General features: G+C 38.1%; 14 protein-coding genes. 6 read left to right on the top strand and 8 right to left on the bottom strand.

Going from position 1 to position 13,900, the window contains the following annotated elements; genetic code table 11:
• Positions 1 to 6: 6 nt before the first annotated feature.
• The 3 genes from lsgD to lsgF are packed head-to-tail and all read left to right on the top strand — an operon-like array spanning position 7 to position 2,481.
• Positions 7 to 780 carry a lipooligosaccharide biosynthesis galactosyltransferase LsgD gene (gene lsgD, locus K6J66_RS05680; protein ID WP_040033954.1) on the top strand — a complete coding sequence of 258 codons (774 nt, stop codon included), beginning with the start codon at positions 7 to 9 and terminating at the stop codon, positions 778 to 780.
• An 11-nt stretch (positions 781 to 791) separates the two neighbouring features.
• Positions 792 to 1,676 carry a lipooligosaccharide biosynthesis N-acetyl-glucosamine transferase LsgE gene (gene lsgE / locus K6J66_RS05685; RefSeq protein ID WP_040033953.1) on the top strand — a complete coding sequence of 295 codons (885 nt, stop codon included), beginning with the start codon at positions 792 to 794 and terminating at the stop codon, positions 1,674 to 1,676.
• Position 1,677: 1 nt separating this feature from the next.
• Positions 1,678 to 2,481, top strand: a complete 804-nt coding sequence (gene lsgF / locus K6J66_RS05690; protein ID WP_040033952.1) for a lipooligosaccharide biosynthesis galactosyltransferase LsgF — start codon at positions 1,678 to 1,680, stop codon at positions 2,479 to 2,481.
• 109 nt (positions 2,482 to 2,590) lie between these two features.
• Here the strand turns inward: lsgF and K6J66_RS05695 are convergent, their stop codons facing one another.
• Positions 2,591 to 3,358 carry a TOBE domain-containing protein gene (locus K6J66_RS05695; protein ID WP_005664858.1) on the bottom strand — a complete coding sequence of 256 codons (768 nt, stop codon included), beginning with the start codon at positions 3,356 to 3,358 and terminating at the stop codon, positions 2,591 to 2,593.
• 137 nt (positions 3,359 to 3,495) lie between these two features.
• Between K6J66_RS05695 and modA the strand changes: the two genes are divergently transcribed.
• The 3 genes from modA (at position 3,496) to modC (ending at position 6,154) form a co-directional block, all read left to right on the top strand.
• The gene (gene modA / locus K6J66_RS05700; RefSeq protein ID WP_005654371.1) at positions 3,496 to 4,260 is read left to right on the top strand and encodes a molybdate ABC transporter substrate-binding protein; all 765 of its coding nucleotides are present in this window, start codon (positions 3,496 to 3,498) and stop codon (positions 4,258 to 4,260) included.
• 123 nt (positions 4,261 to 4,383) lie between these two features.
• Complete coding sequence (gene modB, locus K6J66_RS05705) at positions 4,384 to 5,112, top strand: molybdate ABC transporter permease subunit (protein WP_192876827.1); 729 nt, start codon at positions 4,384 to 4,386, stop codon at positions 5,110 to 5,112.
• Complete coding sequence (modC, locus tag K6J66_RS05710; RefSeq protein WP_038439676.1) at positions 5,099 to 6,154, top strand: molybdenum ABC transporter ATP-binding protein ModC; 1,056 nt, start codon at positions 5,099 to 5,101, stop codon at positions 6,152 to 6,154. Before modB ends, modC begins: the two co-directional genes overlap by 14 nt.
• A 23-nt stretch (positions 6,155 to 6,177) precedes the next feature.
• Here the strand turns inward: modC and K6J66_RS05715 are convergent, their stop codons facing one another.
• The 7 genes from K6J66_RS05715 to rsxB form a co-directional block, all read right to left on the bottom strand.
• Entirely contained in the window at positions 6,178 to 7,551 is a 1,374-nt protein-coding gene (locus K6J66_RS05715) for a sodium-dependent transporter (RefSeq protein WP_065245392.1), read from the bottom strand.
• A gap of 58 nt (positions 7,552 to 7,609) precedes the next feature.
• Positions 7,610 to 8,245: an endonuclease III gene (nth, locus tag K6J66_RS05720; RefSeq protein WP_005631918.1), complete on the bottom strand. Its 636-nt coding sequence runs from the start codon at positions 8,243 to 8,245 to the stop codon at positions 7,610 to 7,612.
• Positions 8,246 to 8,366: 121 nt separating this feature from the next.
• Complete coding sequence (locus tag K6J66_RS05725; RefSeq protein ID WP_005658208.1) at positions 8,367 to 9,074, bottom strand: electron transport complex subunit E; 708 nt, start codon at positions 9,072 to 9,074, stop codon at positions 8,367 to 8,369.
• 1 nt (position 9,075) lies between these two features.
• Positions 9,076 to 9,699 carry an electron transport complex subunit RsxG gene (gene rsxG, locus K6J66_RS05730; protein ID WP_110442630.1) on the bottom strand — a complete coding sequence of 208 codons (624 nt, stop codon included), beginning with the start codon at positions 9,697 to 9,699 and terminating at the stop codon, positions 9,076 to 9,078.
• Complete coding sequence (rsxD, locus tag K6J66_RS05735) at positions 9,699 to 10,775, bottom strand: electron transport complex subunit RsxD (protein WP_110442631.1); 1,077 nt, start codon at positions 10,773 to 10,775, stop codon at positions 9,699 to 9,701. The genes rsxG and rsxD overlap by 1 nt, the downstream gene beginning before the upstream one ends.
• Before the next feature lie 4 nt (positions 10,776 to 10,779).
• Entirely contained in the window at positions 10,780 to 13,239 is a 2,460-nt protein-coding gene (gene rsxC / locus K6J66_RS05740; RefSeq protein ID WP_110442632.1) for an electron transport complex subunit RsxC, read from the bottom strand.
• Positions 13,240 to 13,821, bottom strand: a complete 582-nt coding sequence (rsxB, locus tag K6J66_RS05745; RefSeq protein WP_005650033.1) for an electron transport complex subunit RsxB — start codon at positions 13,819 to 13,821, stop codon at positions 13,240 to 13,242.
• Between the last annotated feature and the right edge of the window lie 79 nt (positions 13,822 to 13,900).

Here is a 13,900-nt window from a genome sequence, read left to right on the forward strand (position 1 = left end):
AATTTTATGTTAAAAAAATATTTGATCTCTTTAGATAAAGATATTCAACGTCGGGAATTATTCTTTTCTCAAAAAAATACTGAGGATTTCCAAGTTTTTTCGGCCATTAATACCATGCAAAAAGATTGGGATGAATTAGCTGCTATTTTTAATATTGAACAATTTAAAGCATATTATTTTCGTAATGTGACTAAGGGCGAGATCGGTTGTACATTAAGCCATCTTTCGGTATATCAAAAAATTGTTGAAGACAACGATATTGCTGAAGATAGCTATGCGTTAGTCTGTGAAGATGATGCTTTATTCCACTTAGATTTTCAGCAAAATTTAACCGCACTTTTATCAGAAAAACTTGAGGCTGAAATTATATTGCTTGGACAGTCAAAAATTAATAATTTCAATGATACTGATTTAGAAATTAATTATCCCACAACTTTTTCTTTTCTATGCAAAAAAACAGGCAATGTAAATTATGCTTTCCCTTATAAAAGTTATTTTGCCGGCACAGTGGGCTATCTTATAAAAAAATCAGCGGCAAGAAGATTTATCCAGCAAATTTATCAAAATAAACCTTTTTGGTTAGCGGATGATTTTTTACTCTTTGAACAGAATTTTAATATAAGAAATAAAGTGGTTCGCCCTCTCATGGTAATTGAAAATCCTGTATTGATAAGCAATTTAGAAAGTGTTCGTGGATCTTTATCCAATAATTTATTTAAAAAATTAATGAAATATCCATTGAAAAAAATCTTTGCGATTAAGAAAAATTTGGCTAATTAAAGGAAGGAATTATGTTAAGCATTATTGTGCCTTCTTATAATCGAAAAGCAGAAGTGCCAGCTTTATTAGAAAGTCTAACTCAACAAACATCGAGTAATTTTGAAGTGATTATTGTGGATGATTGTTCCAAAGAGAGAGTAGTTGTTGAACAAAGTTATTCTTTTCCAGTTACAGTGATTCGTAATGAAACCAATCAAGGTGCAGCAGAAAGTCGTAATATTGGTGTGAGAGCATCAAAGGGTGATTGGTTGCTTTTTCTCGATGATGATGATCGTTTTATGCCGGAAAAATGTGAAAAAGTATTACAAGTGATTGAGCAAAATCCAGACATTAATTTTATTTATCATCCAGCTAAGTGTGAAATGGTCAATGAAGGGTTTACTTATGTGACTCAACCGATTGAACCTCAAGAAATCTCGACAGAACGTATTTTGTTAGCCAATAAGATTGGTGGCATGCCAATGGTTGCGATTAAAAAAGAGATGTTTTTAAAAATAGGTGGATTATCCACCGCACTTCGTTCTTTGGAAGACTATGATTTCTTGTTAAAACTGTTACAAGAGTCAAGTTTTACCCCTTATAAAATTAATGAACCACTAACTTATTGTACTTTCCATACTAAACGCTCAAGTGTGTCTACGGATACCACTAATACGCAAAAAGCCATTGATTATATTCGCGAGCATTATGTGAAAACGGTAGAGCAAGCTCGTAATTTTGATATTAACGCGAGCTATATTTTGGCTTATCCCCATATCATGAATTTATCGCGTAAAGCGGCAAAATATTATTTTGATATTTTTAAGAAAACAAAAAGCATTAAGCAATTTATTATTACTTTGGTTATTTTAATTTCGCCAAAATTAGCCATTAATTTAAAACGGTTGGGAAAATAAAATGAAATTTTCAGTCCTAATGTCCTTATATATTAAGGAAAATCCTCAATTCTTGCGGGAGTGTTTTGAAAGTCTTGTGGCACAAACTCGTCAAGCAGATGAAATTGTCTTGGTTTTTGATGGCGCAGTAACGCCAGAATTAGAATCTGTTGTGACAGAATTTGAAACAAAACTGCCATTAAAATTAGTTAAATTGCCGCAAAATCGGGGCTTAGGCAAAGCCTTGAACGAAGGTTTATTGCATTGTGATTATGACTGGGTTTTCCGTATGGATACCGATGATATTTGCGTGCCTTATCGTTTTGAAAAGCAAGTAGCGTTTATTGAACAGCACCCTGAAACCATCATTTTTGGCGGACAAATTGCTGAATTTGGTAAAAATGTAAATGATATTGTGGCATATCGTAATGTGCCAACGTCGGCTCAAGAAATTATTAAATTCACGCAAAAACGTTGTCCGTTTAATCATATGACGGTGGCATATCAAAAAAGTGCGGTCATTAATTGTGGTGGATATGAAGATCTTCAAGAAGATTATTATTTGTGGATCAAACTTGTTGCACAAGGTTTATATGTGGCGAATTTGCCAGATATTTTAGTCTATGCGCGAGTGGGAAATGGTATGGTGAGTCGCCGCCGTGGTGTCAATCAAGCCAAAGCAGAATGGCGTTTGTTCAAATTAAAATATCGTTTGGGAATTCAGGGTTTGTTATCTGGATTATTTACTTTTGCATTGCGTTTTGGTTCTCGTTTATTGCCAACCTCGTTATTAAAAAACCTTTATCAAACTTTTTTACGTAAATAGGAAATCTGATGAAATTAAATATTTTATTTAAAATTTTGTTTGATTTGAGGTTATTTTAGTTCAGAAAACAATAAATATAAGTATTGAATTTACGTATTATATATCTGAATTACCCCAGCGTTGCTAAAATAATTTGCTCTTGATCAATGTGAATCCAAACCTGTTGCCCGATTTGCCATTGATTTGGCTGGTGGACTGTGGCACAAAATTCAATGTCGCTTTCAGCAAATTGAAGGATGGCTTCCTCTTCATTTAGTGATTTGATATTTACGGGGAACTGATTCGGTTGATTTGCTAATGGTTGTTCACTAATTTTCACCCAAGGTGCTTTGAACATCAGCATCACTTCTTTTTCTGTAATCAGTTTCAAACGAGCCGAGCTTTTTGTGGTAATAGAAACTTGCAACGGCGTTGGTAATCCTTGCACATTCACATCCACAACGCAACGAGAGTCAATGATTCGTTGTTGTGCCACTCGCCCAAAAAATTGATTGCGTGCGCTACTTTGTAAAGAAAAACGTGCGGTTGCCGTGAGTAAACTATCTAACGGCACGGATTCATCTTGTAGGATATGAAAAGCGTGTTCTTGCGTACGTTCTAATAAATCATAAAGCTGTAGCAAACGCTCGGCATAAGTGGTAAGCACCGTGCCTCCGCCATTTTTTCCACCTGTATTTCGTTCCAGCAATGGGCGAGGGCTGATTTTATTCATGGCTTCTAAATGATCCCACGCACTTTTATAGCTCACTTTGGCATTTTTCGCAGCTTGATTAATTGAACCGCATTGTTGAATTTCTTTGAGTAAACGCACTCGTTTTGGATCGATAAAAAGTGCTTGTTGAAGTTTAATCGTGAGTAAAATTTCGGTGTTTTTCATTTTGCTGTCCCTAAGTAATCCTAAGTGGTAAGCCTAAGCGTTATATATTTTACTAAATAATTTTTCTTTTGCTATATGATTGTTATTTATTTCAATATATAATCAAGTAAATAACGTTTAATCGTAGGAGATGATTTATGAAAAAATTAACGAAAATTTCAACCGCACTTTTAATCGCAGGATTAGGCTTTTCTTTTGCGGCATCTGCTAAAGTGACTGTATTTGCAGCTGCTTCAATGACAGATGCTTTACAACAAGTTGCAAAAGATTACGCAAAACAAAATCCGAAAAATGAAGTAGTGTTTTCTTTCGCTTCTTCTTCAACTTTAGCAAAACAAGTTGAAGAAGGCGCACCAGCGGATATTTTTGTCTCTGCAAGCAATAAATGGATGAAATATCTTTCTGAAAAAGATTTAACCGTAAAAGAAACCGAAAAAGTTTTAGTGGGCAATGATTTAGTCTTAATCGCACCAGCAAAAAGTGCGGTAAATTCTGTGGATATTGCTAAAGGTGAATGGATCAATGCATTAAAAGATAGCTATTTATCTGTTGGCGATCCTGCACACGTACCTGCTGGTCAATACGCAGCAGAAGCATTAACCAAATTAAATTTATGGGATAAAGTGCAAGATCGTTTAGCACGTGCTAAAGATGTGCGTGGCGCATTAGCTTTAGTTGAACGTGCAGAAGCACCTTACGGTATTGTGTACAGCACTGATGCAAAAGTTAGCCAACAAGTTAAAACGGTTGCAGTGTTCCCAGCTGATAGCCATAAACCAGTTGTTTATCCTGTTTCTATTGTAAAAGGTCATGATAATGCGGATTCTCGCGATTTCTTGAAATATTTAGAATCAGATGCTGCGAAGAAAGTGCTTGTGGGATATGGTTTCTCTGCAAAATAAGATGGCATTTTAACATTTATTAAGGGCAGATATTTCTGCCCTTTGTTATTAGCGTTATTATATCTCTCGCGAAAATGTGGGAATTTTCCCATCAATCTGGTATTTAAACAGAGGCTATTCATTTTGCTTACCCAATTTTTTTCATTTTTCAATCTGACGCCAATGGAAATCTCAGCGATTAATTTAAGTTTGAGTGTCGCTGTTAGTTCCATGCTTTGGAGTTTGCCGTTAGCCATTTTTGTGGCGTGGCTCTTAGCACGCAAAAACTTCTATGGAAAATCTCTGATTACTGGCGTAATTCATTTGCCTTTAGTGTTGCCACCAGTGGTTATCGGTTATCTATTACTTGTCGCAATGGGGCGCAATGGTTTCATTGGTAAATATTTATATCAGTGGTTTGGCTTATCTTTTGGTTTTAGTTGGAAGGGGGCTGTGTTTTCCTCTGCCGTGGTTGCCTTTCCATTGGTTGTTCGCGCGATTCGACTTTCTTTAGAAAATATTGATATTAAATTGGAGCAAGCGGCGCAAACATTGGGTGCTTCCGCTTGGCGTGTATTTTTTACAATAACCTTGCCGCTTTCTTTACCTGGGGTTTTAGCTGGACTCGTGCTTGGTTTTGCTCGATCATTAGGAGAATTTGGCGCGACCATTACGTTTGTATCGAACATTGCAGGCGAAACTCAAACGATTCCCCTTGCGATGTATTCTTTTATTCAAACACCCGCAGCAGAAGAACAAACTGCTCGCTTATGTTTATTTGCTATCATTCTTTCATTGATTTCTTTGTTACTGTCTGAATGGTTGAGCAAGCGAATGCAGAAAAAATTAGGACAAGGAAATGTTGCAGATTAATGTGAAAAAACAGCTCGGGCAACTTGCCTTGCAAGCGAATATACAATTGCCAGATCAAGGTGTGACAGCTATTTTCGGTTTGTCTGGCTCAGGTAAAACGTCGCTGATTAATCTTGTCAGTGGCTTGATACAACCAGACGAAGGATTCATCCGTTTAAATGACCGCACTTTAGTGGATATGGAAAGCCAAGAATCATTGCCGACCCACTTGCGTAAAATTGGCTATGTGTTCCAAGATGCACGCTTATTTCCTCACTACACAGTGAAAGGTAATTTGCGCTATGGCATGAAAAATGTCTCGCAAGATGATTTTAATTATATTGTCGATCTTCTCGGTATTACTCATTTATTAAAGCGTTATCCGCTTACGCTTTCTGGCGGAGAGAAACAACGTGTGGCAATAGGGCGTGCGCTGCTGACTGATCCTGATATTTTACTGATGGACGAACCACTTTCTGCCCTTGATGTTCCCCGCAAACGTGAGCTAATGCAATATTTGGAACGTCTTTCTAAAGAAATTAATATCCCGATTTTATATGTTACACATAGCTTGGACGAACTGTTGCGTTTAGCTGATCGGGTCGTATTGATGGAAAACGGTATTGTGAAAGCCTATGACAGCGTAGAAAAAATTTGGAATAGCCCTATTTTTGCCCCTTGGAAAGGGGAAAACGAACAGAGCAGTGTACTTGCCTTGCCTGTTCATTTGCATAATCCACCTTATAAAATGACCGCACTTTCGCTAGGCGAACAAGTGCTTTGGATTCATCAAGTGCCTGCAAATGTAGGCGAGCGAGTGCGAGTTTGTATTTATAGTTCAGATGTTTCTATCACGCTACAAAAGCCAGAACAAACAAGCATCCGTAATATTTTACGTGGCAAAATTACACAAATTGAGATACAAGATTCTCGAGTGGATCTTGCCGTATTAGTGGAAGGGCATAAGATTTGGGCAAGTATCAGTAAATGGGCGCAAAATGAACTACGTTTTGCTGTTGGGCAAGATGTCTATGTTCAAATTAAAGCGGTGTCGGTGATGTAGTCGCCTTACCGCATTTTTAATTTTTAGAACAGGTTGCTGATAAAGATAACTAAGATGATCAAGGGTACAACAAATTTCACGTAGTTAAACCAAATTTTGATGAAAGTTGAATATTTTGTTGAAGAAAGTTCTTTTTTGGCTTCATCTTTTAACACGAAACCAACGAAAATAGCACCGCCAAGTGCGGTCAGCATAAAGAGAATATTTCCACTGGCGTAATCGTAGAAATCAAAAATGCTTTTGCCGAAAATGGTTACGTTTTTCCATAGATTATCGCCTAAAATTGCAGGGATATTGCCTAATAGAAAAATGCCACCAAGGGTTAAGACAATGGCTTTGCCACGGCGCATTCTGAGCTTTTCTTGCAATGCCGTAATGATTACTTCATAAATTGTGATGGAAGTAGTTAGTGCAGCAATTAATAATAAGCCGAAGAAGATAATCGCAAAGAATTTGCCTGCCCATAAGTGAGAAAATACGATAGGTAAACTTTGGAATACTAATGTTGGTCCTGCGTTTGGTTCAATCCCAAAGGTGAAAAGTGATGGGAAGATCATAAAGCCAGCAAGTACGGCAATAATTGTATTGGTGAAACCTGTAATAACTGCAGTATGGATTAAGTTTTCTTCTTTATTTAAGTAACTGGAAAGGGTAATTAATACACCAAAACCAAGGCTTAATGCGAAGAAGACTTGCCCTAAAACGAAGATAAATAATTGTGGGGTAATTTTGCTGAAATCAGGTTTTAAATAGAATGTAATGCCCTCCATTGCACCCGGTAATGTTACGTTGCGAATAACCATTCCAATTAAGAAGATAAATAGCAGTGGCATTAAATATTTTACCGAACGTTCAATTCCACCAATGATCCCTTTTGCCAAGATAATGTAATTCACGATAACAAATAAGAGGGTGTAGAATATAATTTCATAAGGGCTATTGCCGATATGAAGATCGTAGAAATTTTTGGCAATGTCTTTTGTGATGGGGGCTGAGATATCTAAGGTACCACTGATTAGGCTAATGATATAAGAAATAACCCAACCACCAAGCACCATATAATACGCCATAATGCCAAATGCGCCGAGTAAGCCCATATAACCTAATATTTTCCAATATTTAGAAATGCCTTTTCCTTTGTCGAGAATTTTATCGCCGAATGCATCAATGGAATTTACACGTAAGCGGCGACCTATCACGTTTTCAACTAAAATCATTGGGATGCCGATTACAATCATTGCGATACAGAAAAGTAGAACGTAAGCACCGCCACCATTTTCTCCCACAAGATAAGGGAAACGCCAAGTTGCACCGAAACCGACAGTTGCGCCTGCGACCGTCATTACATAAGTGAGACGGCTCGACCAAGTTTGTCGCTGTTTATTGTTTGTTGTCATTTTTTATCCTATTTTTAATAAAAAGTGCGGTAAATAATTAGGCTGTTTTACCGCAAAATTAAAATTCAACTTTTTCTTTATATTCACAAAGATCTTCAATAATGCAAGATCCACAACGAGGTTTACGCGCGATACAAGTGTAGCGTCCGTGTAAAATTAGCCAATGATGAACATCCACTTTAAATTCATTAGGTACGACTTTAAGCAGCTTTTCTTCCACTTTTACCACATCTTTACCCGCTGCAAAATTAGTGCGATTGCATACACGGAAAATATGGGTATCCACCGCAATAGTTGGATGACCAAATGCTGTGTTTAAAACCACGTTAGCTGTTTTTCGTCCGACACCTGCTAATGCTTCTAAGGCTTCACGATTTTCGGGGATTTCGCCGTTGTGCTTTTCGATTAAATCTCGGCAAGTTTTGATAATATTTTCTGCTTTGCTATTAAAAAGCCCGATAGTTTTAATATAGCTTTTTAAACCATCTAATCCTAAATCTAAAATCGCTTGAGGCGTGTTTGCCACGGGGAATAGTTTTTCTGTTGCTTTATTCACGCCTTTATCGGTTGCTTGCGCCGATAGAATGACCGCAATTAATAATTCAAAGGGCGAATTATACTGTAATTCTGTGGTCGGGTGGGGATTTTGCTCTCGTAATCTTGTGAGTATTTCGATTCTTTTTGTTTTGTTCATATTTTTGTAGAAATTAGCCTATTTAATTTATTGGAATTATCTGTTTAGAAGACTGTAAGCCCCCTTTTGTCACTTTGTGATACCTTCCCTCGCAAGCAGGGGAAGGCAAGATTTGGTTGCTTTATTTTTTTATATTATCAATTCGATTTTTTATGGCGAGGAGCAAGCCTAAGCCTATAAATGCGCCTGGTGGCAGAATGAAAAGTAAAAAGCTACTGTCTGTATGGTAAATATGGTGCGTTAAAAATTTTGCTTGTTCGCCGAATAGATTTTCTATGCCCTCAAAAATCGTGCCTTGTCCAATAATTTCACGTAATGCGCCGAGAATGGTTAGACTAAGTGCCATTCCTAATCCCATTGAAAACCCATCCCAGATGGAATGGAGTAAGCTGTTTTTTGAGGCGAATGCTTCTGCGCGACCGATAATAATACAGTTGGTCACAATTAATGGAATAAAAATCCCCAGTGATTGATAAAGCGTATAAGTGTAAGCATTCATTAAAAGTTGAACCGCTGTTACTGTGGTTGCAATGATCATCACGTAGATTGGAATACGGATTTCCTTAGGAATATATTGACGGAAAAGGGAAATGACCGTATTTGTGCAAGTGAGTACAAGCATTGTTGCTAAACCCAAACCAAGCGCGTTGGTGGCTGTGCTAGACACCGCTAAAAGTGGACAAAGCCCGAGAAGTTGGACAACTGCAGGGTTATTTTTCCAAATTCCTTGAGCAAAAATTTCTTTCCAGATGGATTTTTGTTGATTTTCAACCGCACTTTCTATTTTTTCTTCTTCAAGTGCGGTATTTTTTTCAGTTAAATCTGTCATATTATTTCACTTGTGTTGAAAGCTGTTGTAACAAGGCTTGATTATTTAGCATGATTAATGCTGATCGTTTAGTTTGATTAACTACTGCACGAGGTGTAATGGTTGCCCCAGAAAATTGATCAAATTTTCCGCCATCTTTTTTTACCGCCCATTCGCTTAAATTATGTTCATTAATCGATTGATTTGTGAAACCTAAAATCCAGTTAGAAATTCGGCGTTCAATTTTATCGCCTAAGCCTGGTGTTTCGTGATGTTCGATTACTCGTACGCCTAACACTTCGCCTTTCGGATCTAATCCCACAAGCAAGCGAATATCGCCAGAGTAACCATCTGGTGCGGTGGTTTCATAGGCATAGGCAGAAATATTTCCATCTTTTTTCGCAAAATAAATTTTTTGGATACCCACAAAATTTTTATCTTGAGGAATAACCGCACTTTCTAGCAAATTATTGTTGAAATAATCTTGTGGGATAACTTGTAGAAGTAATTCTCGCTGTTGTGCTGCGATTACCGCATCAATTTTATCTTTTGTTAGGAAGAAAATTCCTGCAGAAATTGCTGTGCAAAGTAGGGCAATAAAGCCTAACAATATGCCATAACGCGATGTGATTTTTACTGTACCCATTATTTTCTTCCTTTTGTTGGATAACCAGATACGCGCGGACGTGTGTAATGATCGATAAGTGGGACGCAAATATTACTTAATAAAATGGCGAATGCCACGCCGTCTGGATAATTTCCGTGATAACGAATGAGATAAACAAATAACCCCACTAATGCGCCAAAAATAATTTTTCCGCGTGGTGTAATGGAGGCTGTGACAGGATCTGTTGCAATAAAAAATGCACCAAACATCATTGCGCCACTAACGAGTTGGCTAATCGCACTTAAATGCGTGAAACCAGTAAAAGCGGTCGCGGTGGCTAAACAGAAAAAGGTGACAAGCATCGCCACTGGAATTTGCCAGTGAATGACACGTTTTAAAATAAGGAAAATTCCGCCCGCTAAGAAAGCCACGTTGATTTGCCACCAGCCTTGAGAGAAATCAGTTCCATTACCCATAAATATAGGCAGTTTAATTAATTCATAAAAATCACTTAATTGATTGTGACTTTTATAGAAAATTTTTGCACTATCCAAAGGCGTTGCTTGGGTGATGCCATCAATGTTATGTGTAAGTTGTGAAAGCGTAAATCCATCAGTGGTTAAACCTGAAAATATTAATGAAAATGCATCTAAAAAAGTCGGTGTTTCCTGTAATAAATTAATTGGTGGCATCCAAGTTGTCATTGGTAATGGGAATGAAATTAGAAGAATTACATAGCCAATCATCGCAGGATTGAATGGATTTTGCCCTAAACCCCCATAAACTTGTTTACCTAATAAAACTGCACAGAGTGTTCCAATAATGATGACCCAATAAGGTGCATAAGGTGGAATAGCCATTGCCAAAATTAACGCAGTCAGGGCTACGCTGAAATCTGAAAGATAATTGAGCGGTTTTTTACCGCGTAATTTTATTGCAATAAATTCCACAATGATTGCCGTGCTAATGGCTAATGCGGATTGAAGCACCACGCCAAATCCAAAATAATAAATTTGCGTGAAAAAAGCGGGCATCATTGCCAATATTACCCAAAGCATAATACGTGCTGTGAGTTTTCCCGAATGGGTATGTGGGGAGCTAACCATTTTAAACATTATTTTATTCCTGATTATTTTCTAATGTTGCTTGTGTTTTTGCCAGTTTCTTCGCTTTTGCCCGAGCAATGGCGGCGGCTACGGCTGCTTTTTTCGCATCAAGTGCGGTTGAATTTTCTTCTATTTTTTCTACCGCACTTTTTGTTTTTTCTACTTCATTTTCTGCGGTTTGAGAGTTTGAAATAGCTTCGCTGGTGCTATTTGCTTGCGCAAGTTTTTTTGCTTTTGCCCGAGCAATGGCGGCGGCTACGGCTGCTTTTTTAGGGTCAAGTGCGGTTGAATTTTGTTGTGTTTTTTCTACCGCACTTTTTGTTTTTTCTACTTCATTTTCTGCGGTTTGAGAGTTTGAAATAGCTTCGCTGGTGCTATTTGCTTGTGCAAGTTTTTTTGCTTTTGCCCGAGCAATGGCGGCGGCTACGGCTGCTTTTTTCGCATCAAGTGCGGTTGAATTTTCTTGTGTTTTTTCTACCGCACTTTTTGTTTTTTCTACTTCATTTTCTGCGGTTTGAGAGTTTGAAATAGCTTCGCTGGTGCTATTTGCTTGTGCAAGTTTTTTTGCTTTTGCCCGAGCAATGGCGGCGGCTACGGCTGCTTTTTTAGGGTCAAGTGCGGTTGAATTTTCTTGTGTTTTTTCTACCGCACTTTTTGTTTTTTCTACTTCATTTTCTGCGGTTTGAGCGTTTGAAATAGCTTCGCTGGTGCTATTTGCTTGAGCAAGTTTTTTTGCTTTTGCACGAGCAAGTGCGGCTGCAACTGCTGCTTTTTTCGCATCGGTTGGTTGAGTTTGTTGTTCTTGGTTTTCGACTTGAGATGCTGCTTGCTGACGAGCTAAACGGCGTGCCTTACGTTGCGCCATTAAATCTGTGTTATCAGGTAAAACTTCTCCTTTTTCTGAGGTTAGTGTTTTAATCTGCGTTGATTCTGTTTCATTGGCTTTTTTCGCTTTCAAGCGTTCGAGTGCCGCCTTGACTGGATCTTCCCCTTTAGTTTGTGCTAATTCTTCACGGCGAGCCTGTGCTGCACGTTGTGAACGTGCTTTACGCTCTTGTTCTTCACGTTCCATCCGTGCTTGTTTTGCTTCAAAGCGAATTTTGGCTTCATCTGATTTTTTCTGTTTTTCTTTTATTTGCCAGATTTTAGCTTTTTCTTGGCGGAAATATTGAATTAGAGGAATATGGCTTGGGCATACGTAGGCGCAAATTCCACATTCAATACAATCTTTGAGAGCGTATTCTTCCGATTTTTTGTGATCTTCACTGCGTGCAAACCAATAAAGTTGTTGTGGCATTAAATTTACTGGGCAGGCATCAGAACAGCTAGAACAACGAATACAAGCCTGTTCTGCTTCAGGTTCGGCATATTCAAGATAATCTGGCGCAAGTAAACAATTGACAAGTTTTGTCACAGGCGCATTTAGGTTTGGAAGCTCTAGCCCCATCATTGGCCCACCTGCAAATATAGGAAAATGCTTGTCAAATTGATAGCCCGTATCGCTCAATATTTGGGAAATGGGTGTGCCAAGACGCACCCAATAATTGCCTTTTTCAGCGATTTTATTTCCAGTAAGGGTGACAACACGCTCAATTAAAGGCTCGTCATTTATAACTGCTCTTTTTATTGCGAACATTGTTCCCACATTTTGCATTAATACGCCAATGCTGGATGAACGCTCACCGCTTGGCACTTCTATCCCTGTGAGCAAATAAATCAGTTGTTTGGTAGCACCTGAAGGATATTTTGTTGGAATAACCCGAATGCTAATATCATTTGTTCCCTGTAGTGCATTGCGGATTGCCGATATGGCTTCTGGTTTGTTATCTTCAATGGCAATGACAACTTTTTCAGGGTGCAATATATAACGTAAAATACGAATGCCTTTTATGATTTCATCAGCGCGTTCACGCATAAGACGATCATCACAAGTGATATAAGGCTCACATTCTGCACCATTGATAATTAAGAGTTTGACTTTTTGCTCTGCTGACTGAATTTTGGCAGCAGTTGGGAATACTGCACCGCCTAAACCTGCTATACCTGCTTGATAGATTTTGTGAATAAGTTGTTCTGACGATAGCGTTGAAAAATCATCAATAGGATTACGTTCGATCCATTGATCTAAACCATCCGCCTGTAAATGAATTGTGGGTTCATCAAGACCTGAAGGATGCGTGGCAACATAAGGTTTAATCGATTTAATTGTGCCAGAAGTGGGCGCGTGAACTGGCAACATACGCAAGCCATCGCCTTTTGTTAAGGCTTGTCCTTTTAAGACGTAATCGCCCTCTTTTATTAAAAGATTGCCTGTTGTTCCTAGGTGCTGTTTGAGTGGAATGTAAAAATCCGTGCCGAGAGGCAGATAGCGTAATGGCTGTGAATTAGATTGAGATTTCATTTCTGGTGGATGAATGCCACCTTTGAAATCCCATAATTTACCGGAATTGAAACGAGATAATACGTCCGCCATTTATTCCCCCACAACCAATTTTTTTTCAGAGCCATCGACATTCATTACTGGAATAACGAGTTTTGCATCAAATTTCCAATCCCAATTATCAATATTTTTTTTCACGGGAATCATTAAAATACAATCTGTCGGGCAGGGCGCAACACAAAGCTCGCAACCTGTACAAAGATCGGGAATGATCGTGTGCATTGCTTTATTTGTACCAATAATGGCATCAACGGGACAGGCTTGGATACATTTTGTGCAGCCAATACACATATTTTCATCAATAAAAGCAACTTTTTCGATAGGTTCTTCTATGCCCTCCATTGTTGGTACATCAACCCCTAAAATTTCGGCAATTTTTACGATAGTTGTTTGACCACCTGGAATACATTTTGTGATTTCATCGCCATTGCAAATGGCTTCAGCATAAGGCTTACAACCAGGATAACCACATTGCCCACATTGGCTTTGCGGTAAAATAGCATCAATTTTCTCTACGACAGGATCAGCTTCCACTTTGAGCTTGATTGATGCAAAGCCCAAAATCGCACCGAAAATTAAAGCGAGTAGCGTAATTACGATGAATAAAAAGGTCATTATTTCTTTCTTTTTCCTGAAAAATACTGAGTGAACCCAATAAATAAAATTAACAGAGTTATTATCATTAAAAGGTAAA

The sequence above is a fragment of the Haemophilus influenzae genome, from assembly GCF_019703545.1.
Lineage (GTDB): Bacteria > Pseudomonadota > Gammaproteobacteria > Enterobacterales > Pasteurellaceae > Haemophilus > Haemophilus influenzae_E.